13 protein-coding genes and 1 pseudogene are annotated in these 18,387 nt (G+C 58.7%); 3 read left to right on the top strand and 11 right to left on the bottom strand.

Annotated elements, in window-relative coordinates; all coding sequences use genetic code 11:
- Positions 1–14: 14 nt before the first annotated feature.
- From ACSHXH_RS14820 to ACSHXH_RS14805, 4 genes are all read right to left on the bottom strand, one after another.
- Complete coding sequence (locus ACSHXH_RS14820; protein ID WP_435672588.1) at positions 15–3,143, bottom strand: efflux RND transporter permease subunit; 3,129 nt, start codon at positions 3,141–3,143, stop codon at positions 15–17.
- On the bottom strand, positions 3,143–4,330 hold the full coding sequence (locus ACSHXH_RS14815; protein ID WP_435672587.1) for an efflux RND transporter periplasmic adaptor subunit: 1,188 nt from the start codon (positions 4,328–4,330) through the stop codon (positions 3,143–3,145). Before ACSHXH_RS14815 ends, ACSHXH_RS14820 begins: the two co-directional genes overlap by 1 nt.
- A complete protein-coding gene (locus ACSHXH_RS14810) occupies positions 4,320–4,838 on the bottom strand; it encodes a GbsR/MarR family transcriptional regulator (protein WP_435672586.1) in 519 nt (172 codons plus the stop codon). The genes ACSHXH_RS14815 and ACSHXH_RS14810 overlap by 11 nt, the downstream gene beginning before the upstream one ends.
- A 134-nt stretch (positions 4,839–4,972) precedes the next feature.
- Positions 4,973–5,920, bottom strand: coding sequence for a DMT family transporter (locus ACSHXH_RS14805; RefSeq protein ID WP_435672585.1), 948 nt, complete (start codon positions 5,918–5,920; stop codon positions 4,973–4,975).
- Between the two features lie 531 nt (positions 5,921–6,451).
- On the opposite strand from ACSHXH_RS14805, the gene ACSHXH_RS14800 reads away from it, so the two are divergent.
- Positions 6,452–6,853 (top strand): helix-turn-helix domain-containing protein, encoded by a 402-nt coding sequence (locus tag ACSHXH_RS14800; RefSeq protein ID WP_416884566.1) that lies wholly within the window; start codon positions 6,452–6,454, stop codon positions 6,851–6,853.
- 269 nt (positions 6,854–7,122) lie between these two features.
- Here the strand turns inward: ACSHXH_RS14800 and ACSHXH_RS14795 are convergent, their stop codons facing one another.
- On the bottom strand, positions 7,123–9,726 hold the full coding sequence (locus tag ACSHXH_RS14795) for an AAA family ATPase (protein ID WP_435672584.1): 2,604 nt from the start codon (positions 9,724–9,726) through the stop codon (positions 7,123–7,125).
- Complete coding sequence (locus ACSHXH_RS14790; protein ID WP_435672583.1) at positions 9,723–10,853, bottom strand: metallophosphoesterase family protein; 1,131 nt, start codon at positions 10,851–10,853, stop codon at positions 9,723–9,725. Before ACSHXH_RS14790 ends, ACSHXH_RS14795 begins: the two co-directional genes overlap by 4 nt.
- Between ACSHXH_RS14790 and ACSHXH_RS14785 the strand changes: the two genes are divergently transcribed.
- Both ACSHXH_RS14785 and ACSHXH_RS14780 read left to right on the top strand, forming a co-directional pair.
- Complete coding sequence (locus ACSHXH_RS14785; RefSeq protein WP_435672582.1) at positions 10,837–11,106, top strand: hypothetical protein; 270 nt, start codon at positions 10,837–10,839, stop codon at positions 11,104–11,106. The genes ACSHXH_RS14790 and ACSHXH_RS14785 overlap by 17 nt on opposite strands.
- A gap of 521 nt (positions 11,107–11,627) precedes the next feature.
- Positions 11,628–13,012: pseudogene (locus ACSHXH_RS14780) on the top strand (transposase).
- A 184-nt stretch (positions 13,013–13,196) separates the two neighbouring features.
- Here the strand turns inward: ACSHXH_RS14780 and ACSHXH_RS14775 are convergent.
- From ACSHXH_RS14775 to ACSHXH_RS14755, 5 genes are read right to left on the bottom strand one after another with little or no spacing between them, the layout of a single operon-like run.
- Positions 13,197–13,949, bottom strand: a complete 753-nt coding sequence (locus ACSHXH_RS14775; RefSeq protein ID WP_138487736.1) for an ABC transporter ATP-binding protein — start codon at positions 13,947–13,949, stop codon at positions 13,197–13,199.
- Complete coding sequence (locus ACSHXH_RS14770) at positions 13,946–14,809, bottom strand: ABC transporter ATP-binding protein (RefSeq protein ID WP_435672581.1); 864 nt, start codon at positions 14,807–14,809, stop codon at positions 13,946–13,948. The genes ACSHXH_RS14775 and ACSHXH_RS14770 overlap by 4 nt, the downstream gene beginning before the upstream one ends.
- Entirely contained in the window at positions 14,806–15,720 is a 915-nt protein-coding gene (locus ACSHXH_RS14765; protein ID WP_435672580.1) for an ABC transporter permease, read from the bottom strand. Before ACSHXH_RS14765 ends, ACSHXH_RS14770 begins: the two co-directional genes overlap by 4 nt.
- Positions 15,717–16,772: an ABC transporter permease gene (locus tag ACSHXH_RS14760; protein WP_271515788.1), complete on the bottom strand. Its 1,056-nt coding sequence runs from the start codon at positions 16,770–16,772 to the stop codon at positions 15,717–15,719. Before ACSHXH_RS14760 ends, ACSHXH_RS14765 begins: the two co-directional genes overlap by 4 nt.
- On the bottom strand, positions 16,773–18,368 hold the full coding sequence (locus ACSHXH_RS14755; RefSeq protein ID WP_435672579.1) for an ABC transporter substrate-binding protein: 1,596 nt from the start codon (positions 18,366–18,368) through the stop codon (positions 16,773–16,775).
- Positions 18,369–18,387: the final 19 nt, after the last annotated feature.

Below are 18,387 nucleotides of genomic sequence, written 5' to 3'. Positions count from 1 at the left end.
ACCTGTTCCTGTCGCTATCCTGCCGGAACGAGCGGTGGCGTTGCCCGCGTCTGGGTTTGACGCGGCGCTTTCAACATCAGCATTGCAGGCGTGACCACCAAGGTCAGGACGGTCGCAACCACCAATCCGCCCGCGATGGCTGACGACAATTCGGTCCACCACTGCGTTGACGGCGCGCCATAGACAATGTCCCGTGTGAAGAAATTGAGATTCAATCCGATCACCATCGGCATCAGACCCAATGCCGTTGTCACAGACGTCAGGATGACCGGGCGCAAGCGTTGGGCCCCGGTGCGCAGCGCGGCCTCGCGCGGGGATTGCCCGGTCTTGATCAGATCGTTGTAGGTGTCGATCAGAACGATATTGTTGTTCACCACGATGCCCGCCAAGGCAATGACACCAATTCCGCCCATCACGATGCCGAAGGGGCGGCCCGTGATGATCAGCCCCAAAAGCACGCCCGCAATGGAAAAGATGATCGCGCTCATCACCACGAAGGCCTGATAAAAGCTGTTGAATTGGAGCACGAGGATCACGAACATCAGAAAGATCGCCGCAACAAACGCTGAGGCGAGGAAAATCATGCTTTCCTGTTGGTCTTCGGCTTCGCCAGCAAAGCTGAAGGCGACGCCTTCGGGCAAGTCGGCGTCGTTCAGGGCGGCGGTCAAGGCGACGACCTGATCATTGACCAGAAATCCGGGGGCCACGTTGGCCTCGATTGTCGTGACGCGCTTTTCGTCGATGCGGCGAATGACGCCGGTGCGTTCGGTCGGCTCAAATGTCACGAAATTGGAAATCGGCACGAGGCCGGATGTTGTTGGAACACGCAGGCTGCCTAGCTCGGCGAGCGATCGTTCTTCGCGTGGAAAGCGCACGCGGATGTCCAACGACCCGTCGATGTCTGCGGGTCGGTAATCTGCGACGGTGATGCCTTGGGTGAGAAGTTGAACCGCTTGGCCCAACAGGCTGACATCGGCACCGAAGCGTGCAGCCTCGGCGCGGTTCACAAGGATCGACACTTCTACACCGGGCACCGGCCGGGTGTCGGTCACATCGGTGAAGCCCCCGAGACGGTCCATGATCGCGCGTATCTCGGCCACGGCTGTGGCCTGACCCTCTGGATTGCGGGCCGTGATTTGCAGGTTCACGGGCTTGCCCGCCGTGGGGCCGCCGCTTTCGGTTTGCACCTGAACATCGATACCCGCGATATCCGCGACACTTTCACGGATATCGACTCCGATCTCTGCGGCGGTGCGGCGGGTGTCCCATGGGGTCAGTTCCAGTTGCAACGTGCCAATGGTTTCTTCGTCGCCTTGGCCGGCGGACATCATGGATCTTGCATAGATGCTGGCAATCTCGTCATAGCCCAAAAGACGGTCTTCGACCGCGCGGACAAGTGCATCCCTTTGAAAGATCGAGAAATTGTCACGCGCGCGCACCTGCACCTGCATGAAATCAGGTTCGACCGATGGAAAAAAGCTGATACCTTTGCCGAATTGCCCATAAGCACCAAACGCGCCAAGCAGCAGGGCAATCGCCAAAAGCAAGGTGGCTGCAGGACGCAAGATTGCCCATTCCAAGATGCGGACATACTGGCCGGTGAAGCCGCCCATGTCCCGTGGATCGCCGATTTCGGCAGCATGCAGAGCGGCCTTCTGCTTGGCGCTTTGTGGCTGTCGTTTGCCAATCAGGCCGCCCACCACGGGAATAAAGATCAAGGCCATGAACAGCGATGCAAACAGCGTCAGGATCACGGTGATTGGCAGGAATTTCATGAATTCCCCAACCATGCCCGTCCAGAACAAAAGCGGGAAAAACACGCTGAGGGTGGTGGCAGTTGATGCGATGATCGGCCATGCCATGCGTTTGGCAGCATAGGCGTAGGCGTCGCGGGCGGGGGCGCCTTCTTGCAGTTTGCGGTCTGCCAGTTCGGTGGTGACGATGGCCCCGTCAACCAGCATCCCCACAACGAGGATAAGCGAAAACAACACCACGATGTTCATGGTGTAACCCATCGACCACAGCGCAATGACACCCGCAAGAAAGGCACCCGGAATGGCCAGACCCACAAGGATGGCTGACCGAAACCCAAGGGCAAGAACGATCACGATCATCACAAGAATGACCGCCGCGATCACGTTCGCTTCAAGATCACTGAGCATGTCTTCGACCTGCTTGGATTGATCCTGAAGATAGGTCACCTGAATGCTGTCGGGCCAATCGACCCGCATCTCTTCGACCAAGGCGCGGACTTGGGCCACGGTTTCGATGATGTTCGCACCGGACCGTTTTGTGACTTCCAGGGCAAGCGCGGGCTGACCGTTGATGCGGGCAAAGGAACTGGGGTCTTCAAAGGTGCGTCGGATCGTGGCGACATCGCCAAAGGTGACAACGGCATTGCCGCGCACCTTGACCGGCATGGCCATCACATCTTCGAGATCTTCGATCAGCCCGGGAACTTTGAGCACGATCCGACCGGATCCGGTTTCGATGGCACCTGCGGCGATAAGGCGGTTGTTGCGCTGGATTTGGCCGATCAATTCGTCAAAGGACAGGTTGTAGGTCTGGAAGACCGTCGGATCGATCAGCACTTCGAGAAATTCAAAGCGTTGGCCGCCAATCTCGGCTTCCAACACGCCTTCGATGCCTTCGATGTTTTCCTGAAGGTCTTCTGCCAGCGCATTCAGCGTCCGTTCTGGCACCGGGCCGGAAATGATGGTGGTGATGATCGGGAAAAGGGCCGTGTTGATTTCCGTGATCGTGATGTCCCGCGCGTCCTCGGGCAGGTCGCTTTGCGCGCGGTCTGCCGCTTCGCGTACTTTGTCCAGCGCTTCGTCATTGTCACCGCCGGGGACAAATTCCAACTGGATGCTGGCAAAGCCTTCGGAGGCGTCCGACTTCATGCTGTCCAGCCCTTCGATGGAGGCGAATTCTGTTTCCATCGGTTCAAGCAAAAGGCGTTCCGCATCCTCGGGGCTGATGCCGTCAAGGCCCGTTGATACGTAGAACAAAGGCAGTGGCACCTCGGGATTGGATTCTTTGGGGATCGCGCTGTAGGCAAACGCGCCCACCGCCAAGACCATGATCAGAGCCATGGCCACGACACGTGCGCGCGAAAAAGCTGCGTCAATCAATGTGTTCATCACTTTGTCCCCCCGGCGGAGGGCGCGACGGTTTCAGCAACGTTCACATAGCCCTGACCCACGGTGATCACATCCACGGTGTCGGGCAGGCCGGTGACCCAAATCCCTTCGATTTGGGCTTTCACGACCTGAATTGGGTAGAATTCTACGACATTGTCCGCATTCACGGTTTTCACCCCCAACGCGCCATCGGTGTTCAGCGACACGATCGAGGGGGACAAGAAATGCGCGGTAACCTCTCCGGTGGGGATGCTGACTTCGGCTGAGATACCGGCGGGTATTGCGCCATCGTCATTGGGCACTTCGATCTCGGCAAGAAAGGTCCGCGTCTCGGAAGCGGCGGATGTGCCCACAAAGGTGAGGGTGCCTGTCCGCGCTTCGCCGGTGATGAACTGCACCGACGCGGTTTGCCCTGAGTTCAGGCGGGTCAGCGATTGCTGCGGAACCTGAATGGCCACCGTCAGGGGCGTGATATCGACCAGCCGCCCCACATCCGAGCCTGATGAGACATATTCACCCTCATCAAGGTTGAGTGTCTCGATCCGCCCGTCAAACGGAGCGGTGATTGTCAGCGCCTCGGTGGCCTGCGCGACGGCGATCACCTGTGCCTGTGCGGAGGCCAAATCGGCGCGCGCCTCGGACACCCGATCCTGCGTGGCGACGCCGCGTTCCAGCAGTCGTTCGGCGTTGTCGAATTCGCGCTGCGCCCGTGCAAGCTCTTCCGCTGCGCGGTTTGCATCGGCGATGTTGTTGGACGGATCAAAGCGCGCGATCACCTCACCTGCGACAACATCCTGCCCTTTGGAGACGAGAACTTCGGCGATATCGCCCGAAATCTCGGCGCGTAAGGCAGTGTCGCGGTCGGGCAGGGCCTGCCCTTCGGCGCGGTAGAATTGAGTGACGTTTTCCGCTGTTGATGTGGACACGGCCACTGCCACAGGTTTGGGGTCATCGCGGGGTGCGGTTGTGGTGTCTTCCTCATGCGGGATGATAAAGCCACTGCCCATCCAGCCGGTCAGCAGCAGAACCAGCGCTGCAGCAATCCATGTGGAGCGTGACGCGCCTGCATCAGGGGCAAACTGCAATTCTTTTGGACCATCGGTCGATGCGCCGGTGTCTTGCGAAGAGTCCGCACCAGGTGACACGGTTGCCGACGTGGCCCTCGCCGTGTCGTTTTCAGGTGTCATGGCTATGGTCCTTTGAGGCTGCGGGCGGCTTTGCTTTTGGCGTGCTGTTTGCGGTTTTCAGATCGCTGATCGCCATTCCAATTGCCGCGTCGGTTGACGCATAGAAGGCCGCGTATTCCTTGAGCCTGCCGATGGCGTCGTTGCCCGGTGGAAGCGAGTCGATTGTTTGGGCGATGTCGTCCCGTGTGGACCGGGCGCGCTTTCGTATCCCTTCGAGCATCGTGACATATGGGTTCGGGGCCAGTTGAAAATAATCCTGCCTGTCGCCGGGCTTGGCGACCCGTTTGACCAATCCGCGTTCTTCCAGAAGCCGTATACTGCTGCTGATGCTGCCTCGGCTGACCTGTAGCCGTATTGCCAGATCACCGAAAGACACGGCGTCGCCATCAAAGATGAGCAGACCAAAGACGCGGCCTGCAATGCGGGGCAGGCCTTCGGCTTGGGTGATCAACCCAATTTTCTCGATGAAATCCGCTCTGGTGGCCGAGACGGAAGCGGGATCAGTCATGTGGGACTCCTTGTGCCTATGGGGTCACATGGTCTGGTCCATGCAATTTGTCAATTACGTTCAGTTATTACTGAACGTAATGCTTGCGATTTATATTGCCATGGACTGGCCCTGATCAGGCTTTGTGCGTTTGATCAGATCGGAGGCGCAGCGCGTTCGGTCATCAATTGGCGTGCGGTGATGCGTTCGCGGTGTATCATGTAAAGGCCCGCGCTGATGATAATGGCGATGCCGATCAAAGCGAGGCTGTTCGGAAAATCGCTAAACACAAGATTGCCAAGAAGGGTCGCCACAGGCAGTTCCAGATATTGCAGCGGCGCCAGCGTGGCCGACGGTGCCAGCGACAACGCGTAGGTCATCATCATGTGGCTTACCGTCGCAAAAAAACCGACTGCGAGCAGCCATACCCATGCGATGCCCGTCGGCCATACGGGGTCCAGCAGATCCGACCCGCTGCCCTGCGCCAGACCCATCAGCGGCAGGCACAGCAGGCTGGCGATCAGCCCGGTGTGGAATTGCAACGTCACCGGGTGCACATGGCGCGATAACCCCCGCGTCACGAGGATGTAGAACGCGAACCCCACAGCCGTACCCAACGGAAACAGCGCGACCGCACCGAAGGCTGAGAAACTGGGTTGGATCACAAACAATACACCCACAAAGCCCACAAGCGCAGCAGCGACGCGGCGTGGTCCGACGTCTTCGCCCAGATAGAATTTGCCGACCAGCAAGACGATAAACGGGGCCACGAAGACAATCGCTAGGGCATCAGCCAGCGGCATGACGCGGATTGCAGCGATAAAACAGAAGGTTGCGACAAGCAGCAGAACCGCGCGCAGCACCAGCGCCATCCATTGCCCGCGTGGAACTTTTAGGGACAGCCCCATAAGCCAGACAACCGGTGCCATCAGTAGACACTGAACGACAAAGCGTGCTGTGGTTATTTGTCCGACAGGAACACTGCTTGAGGCCAGCTTTGCCGCTACGTCCAACAAAGGGGCTGTGACGCAAAACCCGATCATGAGGGCAACGCCGGTCAGGATTCGGTCTGTGGAATGGCTGGTGGAAGACATGCTGGTCATGTCACCCGGGTAATGTGCCTGACGGCGCGCGTCTATCCTGTTTCCGACGCGCGGCCGGTCAGGGCATCCCGATTGTGACTGGCGACGCAAGCCAAGGTACTTTGCCCGGATATAGGCGCGCTGACCGTCGTCGGCGTCATGCGCCGCAAGAAAGGGGTGTAAGGTGAGAGGCTGGACTTCGCTCTTCTGAAAATAAAGTAAATTAAAACAAGTATTTAAATGGATCACGGGGTGCCGTTTTGTAGCAGCTGCTGTAGCACGGTTTGTAGCGCGGCAGTCACACCCTCAGCTTTTTGGTTGGTTTGCGATTTGTGTTTCGTCATTGGCTCAACGTGTAGGACGGCGGGAGCAGTCTTTCGGGGTCCCCTCAATCAGGACACCGTTCATCCCGGTGGTCTCGTCAATATCTCCCATACTGCGACAGCATAATTCGTGCGTGGCTCAAGCATACCCAACATCTCCCCAATGATGCGCTTGCTATAGCTCAAGCAAGAAACGTCGCATGATGTGACGGAGGCTATGGAGCGCCCATTGAAAAATACACCCTATGAAAACAGCAAGCTGGCGAAGTTCCTTGACCGGCGGATCCTTGAGCTGGCCGGTAAGAAGAGCCAGCGCGAGATTGCCATACAGGCCGGATTTCCGAACCCGAACTACGTCAGCATGATCAAGGCGGGCAGCTCCAAGTTGCCGCTGGACCGTGTCCCGGCGATGGCCAAGGCGCTCGAGGTTGACCCGAAATACCTTTTCATCCTCGCATTGGACCAGGCCGGGTTCGAAACCACTGAGGCCGCTGTGAGCGACATCTTCGGCATTGTCGTGACTGACAACGAGGTCGACTGGCTGAATGAAATCCGTGATGCGTCCGGTCACTCGGATCCCCGCCTCACCAACCGGCTGCGCACGTCCCTTCGTGCCGTCTTTGGAGCTTGATCATGAGTTTGGGCATAAAGCTTCCTGACAGGTCGCCTGTTGTCACAGACGCCGAGCTGGCGTGGTTGACCTTCCTGCGCGATTTGCACGCCGGTCCAGTGCGACAGCCAACGCTGGCGGCGGTGCAGGCCCTCAGGGCGAGTCTCAGTGCACCCAGGCTGTAGGGGTAGCGCAAAGCGCAAGCACGCCTCTCAGCGACTCGCTCCGGGCCGTTGGGAGGACACGCACAACGCATGTTGGCTTGATGAACAAGTCGTCCGTTTCGTTTGTCAGTCGGTGGTAGAAATCTGAAGCGCTTTTCCACCCAGATCCCGGAACGCGCGCTGCCGACAGCTCAGGACAATGATCTGCAGGTCGCTTGCCTGCCGGTGCAGGGCGTCGAACATCCGCTCGATCCGGTCGTCATCGGTGAAGACCAGTGCGTCGTCGAGGATGACTGGCGCATGGCGTCCGTCCTTTGACAGGAGCCTGGCAAAGGCCAATCGCACCAGGAGCGCAATCTGCTCCTGAGTGCCGCCGGACAGGATGTCCATGGTCTCCTCTTGACCGTTTCTGATCAGCGACTGCGGAAGAAGCGTGTCATCGGCCCAGTTCAACTCGGCGTCTGGCCAGAGGAGGTGGAGCAGGGGGCGCAATTCTCCGGCGACCGGTTCGAAATAGCGATCTCGCGCCTCTGAACGCGCCGCTTCGAGAGCCGCCTGCAAACGCTCCAGCAACTTGACCTCGCGGGCGATGCGAGCCAGCCGGATCTCGGCCGCCCCAAGCTTCTCCTCGGTTTCCTGAAGTCGCTCCTCGACCGCCTCGCCAGCGCTCCCCCGGATCCGTTCGTCCAATGCAGCGATGGCTGGCCGCAGCTGGTCAATCCTGGTGCGTGCTGCATCTTCGATCGACTGCGCACGGTTTAGCGCAGCCTGGGCCGCGTCGATGTCGGGGGCGGCGGACTGCGCCTCGGCGAGGGCACTTTCTGCTGCAAGGCGTTTCTCGTCAGCTTGGGCGGTGACTGCCGCCAGCGCATCTTCGTCCTGCTGCGCCAAGCGCCCCAAAGCCTCTATTGCCGAGTTCAGCCGCCGCTCTGCCTCTTCCTTACGCACGAGTGCGGTTGTGTGAACAGTGCGCGCCTCATCCCGTTGATCCCGCGCCGCATTCATTCTGGCTCGCAGTTCCAGGACCATTCTACTGGCCGACTGAAGCTTGACCTCTGCCTCATCCAGCGGGGGCAGATCTTCGATATCCTGTGCCGTTGCATCCGGGAGTGCTGCGATCTGTTTCTGCAGATCTTCGATGCCTTTTGGCGCGTGGCCCCGGAACTCAGCCTCCAACTGCAGCAGCTCGCTCTTGGCATCCTGGCGCTTCTGGTGCGCACGTGCGGCGTCCTCAACCGACGAGACCCCAAGCGAAGCCAGGGCCTCAGCGAGATCGGCTTCGGCTTGCGAAACACTTCCAAGACCAGCAGGACTTTCGCCGGGATGCACGGTCAATTCTCCAAGACCCTCGAGGTGCAACACCGTGTCTGTGTGGATCGCAAGCTCTTTGCCGTCAGCGAGGGCTTGCCCAGCATGCTGAACACACCCGTCGCGGTTTGGAGCGTAGCGCATGGTCACCCGGGTCGCCGTGCTGTCCCTGAGCGCACGCGCCGTCGTAAGGGCCGCCAAGAGCACCCGTAGTTTTTCCATTTGCTTGTCATCAGGTCCGACGGAGGCTGCGGCCTTGGCGGCTTCAACCTTTTCCCGGCAAGACCGGGCTTTGCCAATCCGCTCTTCCAGCTCAGACCGGCGTTCGCGCGCGGCGGCTGCGGACGTTTGAGCCTCGATCCTCCGGACCCGGGTTTCAGCACGTTTGCGTTCTTCTTCTGCCTCATCATGTGCCTTGCTGGCGTCGGCGAGCGCCTTCTCATGCGTCTCCAGTCCTTCCTGCGCTTTCGCAAGCTGTTCAGAGGCCAACCGCTCGGCCTTCTCACTTGCCGACTTCTCCGTCTGGGCGTCACGGAGCACTTTGAGGTCCTGTCGCGCACGATCCGCAACGAGAGTGGCCGTCTGCAGTGCCTGCTCTGCGGCTTTTACCTTGCCGGTATGGGCCTCTGCTGCCGCGAAAGCTGCCCGTGCTGCGTCGAGGCGCGATTTGCGCTCGGCGACGGCGTCTGGCGCCTCCAATTCCTCCAGTTCAACGCGGTGGCGCGTGCGCTCGTCGAGCGCCGATTGCAGGAGCGCAACCTGCCCGGCGAGCTTGTCGCGGTCTGCGGAGAGCGTTTCGACTTCCTGAATGGCATCCGACCAAAGGCCGCCCGCTTTAGGGCGCCGGGTCGCAGTGGCATAGGCAGACAGTTCTTCATGACAACGCGCCAGCGCGGCGTCCATTCGGCGACCACCGGTCATGGTCTCCACTTCGCCTGTCACCGACGACAAAAGGTCCCGGCGCGCTTCAAGGGCCGTTGTCTGTTCGCTCTTTTCACCATCTGACAGGCCAAGAAGCCCTTGTCGCACCCAGAGGAGGCCGGAAGGACCACCATCGCCACCGCCGAGCAGGCGCGAGATCCAGGCTTCAGCCTCGTCCGCTTGCGCGATCAGAACACCACCGCGCGTGACCTTCGCCTCGGACTTGCCGAACCAGCGCTTCGAGATCACGAACAACCCATCCGGGGTTTCCACCTCGACGGAGACCTCGGGTGAGCCGCCCGCGTGGGGCCGGAGGTGCTTGATGTCCTTCTTGGTGGAACCGTGAGGGACAAAGAACAGCGCCCGGAGCGCATCAAAGACGGTCGACTTCCCGAATTCGTTTGGCGCGCTCAACACATTGACACCGTCCGTGATCCCGTCGATGCGGACAGGATCGGTGAACCGTCGAACGTCCTTCAGGGTGATGGAACGCAGCCTCATTTTGCAGCCTCCTGAGCATAGGCATAGAGGCGGTTGAGCGCGGCAGCCGCGATGGCACGGTCGTCTTCTGAGAGCGACAGGTCTTCTGCTTCCGCCATCAACTGTTCCGCCGCGAGACGCATGGCACCTGCATGGTCGATCTCGTCGAGGTCGGCGACACTGTGCAAGGTGCCAAGGCCGTTTGCGTTCAGTTCAAGATAGGCAAATTCGGGCGCGTGACGATCCGCAGCGATGCGAAGAGCGGCATGGCCAGACATGGGCGCCCAGCCGGACGCACGAACCTTAAGCAGCGTATTTCGGCGATCGCGAGAGGGCAGGAGGGCCTCTAGTGCGGCAGCTGCATCCTCGCCATCATGGAGTGCCAGCTCAGTGTCCTGCCAAAGGAAGCTGCCTGTCTCGATCTCGGTTACCTCAGGCTCTGCTCCTTGATTGGGAATGGTGACGGCAAGGCAGTGACCTCGCATCCCATGCTTGAATTGGTCCTGCTCCGGCGATCCCGAATACTGTGTCCGTTGCGACACCTTCAGGCGACCATGCCAGTCGCCGAGCGCCAGGTAGTCCAGCCCTGCGGTTTGGTCTCTGTCCGGCGGGATGTGATCGCCACGATCCGCGAAATCCACGACGCCCCCATGGGCAAGGCCAATTCGGATCATGCCCTCTGATGTCTCAATCCGCGGCAGAGCTTCCGTCAGATCGCGTCCTGCCGCACGCACCGGAACCGGACAGGGAAGGAGGGCGACGCCTTCGGCGAGATCTACACGGTCTCCATCAAGCAGCGCGCGCACATTGTCTGGAGAATCCCGGCTGATCTCGTCCCAGATCGGTTCTGCATTGCGCATGTTGTCGTGGTTACCGGGCAATAGCCACCAGGTGACCGCGCTCTCGTCCCGCATTGCAGCAAGCGCCTGGCGCAGCACTTGGGGCGAGGGGGTTGCGGAGTCAAAGGTGTCACCGGCCAGCAGAACATGCGCTGCGCCGTGTTCGCGCGCTGCAGCTCCCAGCCGCTGAATCTTGTCGAAGCGAGCTTCCATGAGCCGTCCGCGGAGGTTGCCGTCTTGCGGTTCAGGCAAGTTGAGAAAGCGGCGGCCGAGATGCAGGTCGCTGGAGTGAATGAAGCGAAAAGTCATGGGAGAAACTCGGGATTTGATGGTGGTCGTCTGGGTGTATTACTGCTTGTTTCCGCCGGGAGATGCGGCGTGGATGCTCCTCACCCAAGGTGGCGGTTTGCCAACAGAAATCTTGGATGCTTCGCATGACATGATGCGATCATTTCACGTCAGGGTAGCGCAGACAATCTTCTTTGCGGTATGCGTGTTCGACCACTTTGGCGTCTCGATCCAGACTTCAATCAGCCGTGCCGAGCGCATATACCAAATCTAGATTTGCCACCCTCGTTGCCTAACCCTTGCGTTGCCTTTCTCGTGTGTAAGTGGAGCATTTCTTGCGCCTTGCATGACCCTGCGCGGGGTAGACTAGAGGTAAAGGTATTATATTACCCCATATCGGACTTGGAAAGGTTGGGGCGGTGGCGTCAAGATTCCGCACAAAGAAACTTTGATCTTGGATGGCCGCCGATACAATGGTTTCAATAGTTTAAGAGCTTGATGCCTCGAAACCCGAGAACTTTGGTGCATAGAGGAAATATTGAGGTGAAGTGTGACAACGGTTTTCCCGACTTTCCCGCCGGAAGTTTCCGTTTGCAATTGGTTTTGCAGAATCCCTGAACTACATTTGGTGCTGGCGATGCGCCGCCGGACTGAGCGTTTCATGATTTTTCATTTCGCGCGCTGAACTCGAGTAGTCCTCGTTTTGCTGGACGGGCGTATTTTGTTGAAAAACTCTTGCTTGATCGAGGGCTGATCTGCTGATTCAATTCTGCTTGTGAGCGGGAGGATTGACGGATGTTGGGGCCGAGACAGGAAGCACAATCAGCGCTGTTCTATGAGTTTTCGCTTGAAGATCATGTCCCGCAAGATCACCTGCTGCGGTCGATTGATCGGTTCGTCGATCTGAGCAGCATCCGCGCGCATCTGGCTGACTTTTACAGTCACACCGGGCGTCCATCGGTCGATCCCGAGCTACTGATCCGCATGCTTCTGGTGGGCTATTGCTTTGGTATCCGATCCGAGCGGCGGCTTTGCGAAGAGGTGCATTTGAACCTGGTATACCGCTGGTTCTGCCGTCTTGATCTGAATGATCGTATTCCTGACCATTCGACCTTTTCCAAGAACCGACACGGCCGCTTTCGAGAAAGCGACTTGCTACGCCATCTGTTCGAGACAACTGTGGCCCGTTGTATCGAAGAAGGCCTCGCCAGCGGGCAACGTATGGCAGTGGACGCCAGCCTGATTGAAGCGGATGCCAACAAACAGAACTCGACGCCGAAGGAAGAATGGGACGCGGCAAGTATCGACCCAGCGGATGCGCCTCGTGCGGTGCGCGAGTATCTCGACACACTCGATGAGGCGGCATTCGGTGCAGCCAGCGAGGTAAAGCCGAAGTTTACCTCGCATTCAGATCCTGCCAGTAATGGACTGCGGCGCGTAAGGGTCCGGCATTCTTCAGCTATTCCGACAATTACCTGATCGACACGGACCATGGTGTCATCTTGGATGTCGAAGGTACCCGTTCCATCCGGCAAGCGGAGGCTGGATCGACGCAGACCATGCTGACACGGGTGAAAGATAGGTTCGGCCTGGTCCCCGACTGGATGATCGCGGACACTGCCTATGGCTCCGGCCCAATGCTCGGCTGGCTCGTGGATCGCAACATCGATCCCTACATCCCGGTAATCGACAAGGCCGCCCGCCCCGACGGCACTTGGACACGCACAGATTTCGAATGGGACGCTGAGAATGATCAATACATCTGCCCCGAGGGTCACGCGCTCAAACAGTTTCGCAGGAATTATTCCGATCCGAACCGGGGCCCGACGGGCAAAGGCACAGCCCGCTACCGTGCTTTGAAGGACGTCTGTCAGGTCTGCCCGTCCAAGCAAAAATGCTGCCCCAACGCTGACGCGCGCAAGATCACCCGCGAGGAGCACGAAGATGCGCGCCAAGTTGCCAGGGAATTGGCCAAAACCGAAGAATATGAGATCGCGATGAAGCTCAGGAAGAAAGTCGAGATGCTCTTCGCCCACCTCAAACGCATTCTCGGGATGGGGCGGCTCCGATTACGTGGCCCATGCGGCGCGAATGACGAATTCCTGCTCGCAGCAACCGCCCAAAACCTCCGCAAACTAGCCAAGATCTTTCCTACACCGCAGCAAATGCGCAAAGCCTAATAAGAAAGGCGCTTGCGCTTCTTTTGAAACGTTACTTTCTGCGCCTGCAACACGTTGTTTTTCCACAGAATCGGCGGGAACCGGTCATTCGCTGCGCTGTGTGCCAAGGTCCGCTAAACGGGAAAGGCAGCAAATGACGCCAGACAGCCAATCGCCGACATGGATTGGCAGGCTCAGAACAAGATCACCGAATTGAGTTGATTGAGCTTTCCAATAGGTGCTGCGTGTAAGGAGATTGAGCCTCTGAGCGACGCATGGCGTCGACGGTTAGGACTTCTTCGAAGCGACCATCTTTCATCACTCCAATGCGTTCGCATAGATGGCCGACGACGCCCAAATCATGCGAGACCATGATGTAGGTCAGTTTGTGTTCGAGGCGCAGGTCAACCAGCAGGTTCAGGATTTCGGCCTGCACCGAGACATCTAGGGCTGAGGTCGGTTCGTCTAGTAAAAGAATAGACGGATCGCAAGCGAGCGCACGGGCGATGGCAACGCGTTGGCGTTGGCCTCCTGACAGCTGGTGCGGATAGCGAAAGCGGAAGCCCGTGCCGAGGCCGACATCGTCTAGCAAGCGGCCGATGCGGGTATCGATGTTTTGAACCTCGTGCAGTTCCATCGCCTCGGACAAGACGCGGTCCACCGTCTGGCGTGGATGCAAGGACGCATACGGGTCTTGGAATACCATCTGCACCTTGCTGTAGAAGGATTTGCTGCGTTTGGGACCAAGAGTTTCGCCAGCCACGGTCATCTTGCCCGACCACGTGGGAACAAGGCCGGCGATGGCGCGCAATATGGTTGATTTACCCGAACCGCTTTCCCCCACCAATCCGAAGCTTTCTCCGTCTGCCACCTCGAAACTCACATCCCGCACCGCATAGGAGCGGTCAGCGCTGACGCCAAACCAGACGTTGAGGTCTTTGATCGTGATAGCGCTCATTGGCGGGCACTCACGGACGGGGCCTTGCGCCATGCCGGATCGCGTTTCAACACTTCGAGGTGGTCGCGCGGGTGTTCCAGATCGGGCACCGAGTTGAGCAGGCCCAGCGTATAGGGGTGCTTGGCATTGCGCAGCTCGCTGGCCTTGCAGGTCTCGACGATACGGCCTGCGTACATGATGACAATACGGTCGCAAAACTTGGCAACGAGGTTAAGGTCGTGGCTTATAAACATCAGACCCATACCGCGATCACTGACCAGTTTGTCGATGATGTCGAGCACCTGAAGCTGTACCGAAACATCCAGCGCCGAGGTGGGTTCGTCCGCGATGAGGATCTCGGGATTAGGCAGTAACATCATCGCGATCATGATGCGCTGACCCATGCCGCCTGAAACCTCGTGCGGATAGAGGTCAAAGACCCGTTTGGGGTCACGGATCGCGACTTCGTCCAGCACATCCAAAGCGCGCTGGTAAGCCTCACTGCGAGAAACCTTTTCGTGCGCGCGCAGTGCTTCGACCAATTGATGACCGACAGTCATCACGGGGTTCAAAGAAAACTTTGGGTCCTGCATGATCATCGACACCCGTCCACCGCGCAGGCGGCGCATCTGCTTTTCAGGCAGGGACAGGATGTCTTCGCCGTGCACGTTGAGTTTGTCAGCTTCGATAAAGCCTGGCGGTCGGATCAGGCGCAGAACGGCGCGGCCCGTCATGGATTTGCCAGAACCACTTTCGCCGACGATGCCAAGGCGTTCCTTGCCCAAGGTAAAGGAAATCCCGCGTACTGCGTCAAAAACACCTGTGCGCGTGCGGAACTTCACCCACAGATTTTCCACATCCAGAAGCGGGGCGTCCGTCATGAATTGTCCTCTTTCGGGTCCAGCACGTCCCGCAGGCCATCACCCAGCAGATTGAAGGCAAGGCTGATGGCAAAAATCGCGATGCCGGGGATCGTGGCGACCCACCAGTAATCAAGGATATACTTGCGCCCTTCCGAGATCATTGCGCCCCATTCCGGGCTGGGGGGTTGTGCGCCGAGGCCAAGAAAGCCAAGTCCAGCCGCAGTCAGAATGATCCCTGCCATGTCCAGAGTGACGCGGATCACCAGCGAAGAGATGCAGAGCGGCCAGATATGCTTGGTTACGATACGGAACGGCCCCGCACCCTGCAGTTTGATTGCGTGAATATAGTCCGAGTTCCGGATGGTCAGCGTCTCGGCTCGTGCGATCCGGGCATAAGGCGGCCACGCGGTCAGCGAGATCGCAAGCACAGCGTTTTCGATCCCGGCCCCTAGTGCAGCAACAAAGGCCAGCGCAAGGATCAGGCGCGGAAAGGCCAGGAAAATGTCGGTAATTCGCATCAGCAGCACGTCGATCCAGCCACCCGCATAGCCGGACATCGTACCGACGATCAGGCCGACCAAAGGCGCGACCATGACAACCAGCAGAACAATATAGATGGAAATTCGCGCCCCATAGAGCAGTCGGGAGTAGATGTCCCGCCCCAGACTGTCGGTCCCGAAGAGGTGTCCATTCTCGCCCGGTGCCAACAAACGCTGGCCCAAATCCTGCGCAAACGGATCATGCGTGGCCAGTACCGGCGCAAAAATCGCGCAGAGGATCAGGAAAGCGAGGACGTAGAGGCCGAACATCGTGAGCTTGTTCGACCGCAGCGTCAGCCATCCCTTGTACCATGACGCGAACCGAGCCTGCCGACGGGAGGTCGGCTCTTCACTGAGAAGCCAGTCTCGCAGTCCTCGCGATGTGCTCATTTGGACCTCGGATCGAAGAAACGGTAGAGCAGGTCCGAGAAGATGTTGATGCCAACGAAGATCGTACCGATCACGATCGTCCCGCCCAGCACAGAATTCATGTCATTGGCCAGCAGTGACGTGGTGATGTATTGACCAAGCCCCGGCCACGCAAAGATGATCTCAGTCAGGACGGAGCCTTCGAGCAGGTTTGCATAGGCCAGTGCAATCACCGTCACCAGCTGAATGCGGATGTTGCGGAAGGCATGCCCCCAGACCACCTGCCATTCGCTGAGGCCCTTGACCCTCGCGGTGGTAACGTATTCTGACCCAAGCTGTTCCAGCATGAAGGACCGTGTCATGCGGCTGATATACGCAAGGCTGTAATAGCCAAGCAAAGATGCCGGCAGGATGATGTGCGAGAACGCATTTCGAAACACCGCCCATTCACCGCGCAGAGCGCTGTCCACAAGGATCATGCCAGTGATCGGCTCGACGATGCCTTGATAGAAAATACCCAACCGCCCTGGGCCAGCAACCCACCCAAGGATGCCGTAGAACAGCAATAGCCCCACGAGGCCCAGCCAGAAGATCGGCATGGAATATCCGATCAGACCGACAAAGCGCGCCAGCTGATCAATCCAGCTGCCGCGACGAACGGCGGCGACGACGCCCAGAGGCACGCCCAGAACCACGCCGAACAACGTGCCCAAAGTCGCGAGCTCCAGCGTCGCCGGGAACACTCGGGCAATGTCGGTGGTAACTTCCTGTCCAGTGCGGATGGATTTTCCGAAATCGCCTTGCAGCACGTCCGTCACGTAAATCCAGAACTGCACCAGAAGCGGTTGATCCAGCCCCAAATCCCGGAAGGTCTGATCGTATTGTTCCTGCGTGGCGCGTTCGCCGATCACAGCCAGAACCGGGTCGATCGGCATCACGCGGCCGATCATGAATGTCACGAAAAGCAGGCCAAGAATCGTCGCTGCAACGGTTGCCAACGTCGTGAGCGTTTTCTTCAGCCAAGGAGGGAAGGACGGCCCAAGCCGTCCTTCGCCATGTGTTGTATCCGCCATTTACTTGGTGATGACCCAGTAAGACACGGCCGTGGTCGCGCCGCCGGCGACAAAGTTTTCGACGTTCGAGCGCATGCCATTTTGTTCGATCTGCTGGAACATCACGCCAAATGGACTGACCTGCTGATGCTCACGCTGCAATTCGCGATACATCTCGGCACGGGTTGCGGTGTCGTTTTCCACCACAGCGGCGAGGGTCTTTTCGCTCATCTCAGGGATGCCCCAGGCATTGCGCCATGCAAGAAGACCGGTTGCGCCAGCCTCGTCCGAATTGTCCGGGTTGAACGCAAAGGTGCCCGCGTTGGTGTTCGGATCCGGATAGTCCGGGCCCCACGCACCAAGATAGATGTCATGCTCGCGTGCGCGATAGCGATCCAGCGTTTGCGCGCCCGTGCCGACGATCAGTTCGATGTCACAGCCCAACTGGCCCCATGTGTTCTGAAGCGATTGGGCGATATCTAAGCGTTCCTGCGCATCGCGGACCGAAATCTTGATCGGACCACAATCCGGGTGTCCGGATGCAGCAAGCGCAGCCTTGGCGGCGTCCATGTCGTAGCTGAAGGGTTTTTCTTCCAACGCGCCCAGAAAGGTCAGCGGAAGGAAAGCTTGATGAACTGTGTACTGCCCTTTGAGGAAAGAGCCGGACATACCTTCATAGTCAGTCGCCAGTTTCAGCGCTTCGAGAACCTTGGGATCGGACAGCATCTCGTTCTTCTGGTTGGCCGAGAAATACATCAGACGGCCACGCAATTCGTCGATCACCTTTACGCCGTCAACATCAGCCAGACCGGCCACGTCTTCGGGCGACAGGTTGCGCGCCACGTCGATATCCCCGCGCTCAAGCTGCAGGCGCTGGGTCGCGCTTTCCTGAATGTGCTGCACGATCACCCGCTCCATCGCAGGTGCGTCGCCGCCATAGTTGGGGTTGAGGTCCATGAGAACGCTTTCGCTCGGTTTCCAGTCGACAACCTTGTAGGGGCCAGAGCCAGCTGTGTTGGTGCGCAGCCAGGCGTTGCCCATATCCCCATCGACTTCGTTCGCCATGGCGGTTTCCATATCGACGATCCCGCCGATGGTGGCCGTCAGACAGTTCAGGACGAAAGACAGTGCGTAGGGCTTATCCAGCGTCAGAACAAGCGTCTTGTCGTCGGGTGCGACTATGGTCTGTTCGACATTTTCGGGCGTGAAGCCAAACTGCGTGAGGATGAACGATGGTGTCTTGTTCAGCGTTACGGCACGACGCAACGAAAATTCAGCGTCCTTGGCCGTGACCGGGTTGCCCGAGGCAAAGACATGCCCGTCCGCCATCGTGAAGGTGATCGTCATCCCGTCTTCGGAGATACTCCAGCTTTCGGCCAGTTGCGGCTGGTAGCCTGCATCAAGATCAAGCGGGTCGAAGTTAACGAGCTTTTCATAGACGTTCCGGCTGACATCCGCGCCCGCGAATTCAAAGCTTTCCGCAGGATCGAAGGTTTTGATGTCATCGATCCTGTTCGCGATGACCAGCATGTTCGGCGGTGTTTCCGCAAAGCTGGGCGCCGCGAGGCCAACCGTCAAAAGCGACGCAACTGCGGCTGCAACAAATGAAGTTTTCATAGATTAAGTCCCTGTTCCG

Source organism: Marivita sp., from assembly GCF_051251565.1.
Lineage (GTDB): Bacteria > Pseudomonadota > Alphaproteobacteria > Rhodobacterales > Rhodobacteraceae > Marivita.
The sequence above is the reverse complement of the archived record's forward strand: the minus strand, read 5'-3'. Positions and strand labels throughout refer to the sequence as shown.

Excerpts from the sequence above, each read along its gene's own strand:
- ACSHXH_RS14775 (WP_138487736.1), bottom strand. The coding sequence starts at position 13,949 with ATGAGCGCTATCACGATCAAAGACCTCAACGTCTGGTTTGGCGTCAGC.
- ACSHXH_RS14795 (WP_435672584.1), bottom strand. The coding sequence starts at position 9,726 with ATGAGGCTGCGTTCCATCACCCTGAAGGACGTTCGACGGTTCACCGAT.
- ACSHXH_RS14815 (WP_435672587.1), bottom strand. The coding sequence starts at position 4,330 with ATGACACCTGAAAACGACACGGCGAGGGCCACGTCGGCAACCGTGTCA.
- ACSHXH_RS14755 (WP_435672579.1), bottom strand. The coding sequence starts at position 18,368 with ATGAAAACTTCATTTGTTGCAGCCGCAGTTGCGTCGCTTTTGACGGTT.
- ACSHXH_RS14785 (WP_435672582.1), top strand. The coding sequence starts at position 10,837 with ATGAAGCGAAAAGTCATGGGAGAAACTCGGGATTTGATGGTGGTCGTC.
- ACSHXH_RS14810 (WP_435672586.1), bottom strand. The coding sequence starts at position 4,838 with ATGACTGATCCCGCTTCCGTCTCGGCCACCAGAGCGGATTTCATCGAG.
- ACSHXH_RS14805 (WP_435672585.1), bottom strand. The coding sequence starts at position 5,920 with ATGACCAGCATGTCTTCCACCAGCCATTCCACAGACCGAATCCTGACC.
- ACSHXH_RS14820 (WP_435672588.1), bottom strand. The coding sequence starts at position 3,143 with ATGAACACATTGATTGACGCAGCTTTTTCGCGCGCACGTGTCGTGGCC.
- ACSHXH_RS14790 (WP_435672583.1), bottom strand. The coding sequence starts at position 10,853 with ATGACTTTTCGCTTCATTCACTCCAGCGACCTGCATCTCGGCCGCCGC.
- ACSHXH_RS14770 (WP_435672581.1), bottom strand. The coding sequence starts at position 14,809 with ATGACGGACGCCCCGCTTCTGGATGTGGAAAATCTGTGGGTGAAGTTC.
- ACSHXH_RS14765 (WP_435672580.1), bottom strand. The coding sequence starts at position 15,720 with ATGAGCACATCGCGAGGACTGCGAGACTGGCTTCTCAGTGAAGAGCCG.
- ACSHXH_RS14760 (WP_271515788.1), bottom strand. The coding sequence starts at position 16,772 with ATGGCGGATACAACACATGGCGAAGGACGGCTTGGGCCGTCCTTCCCT.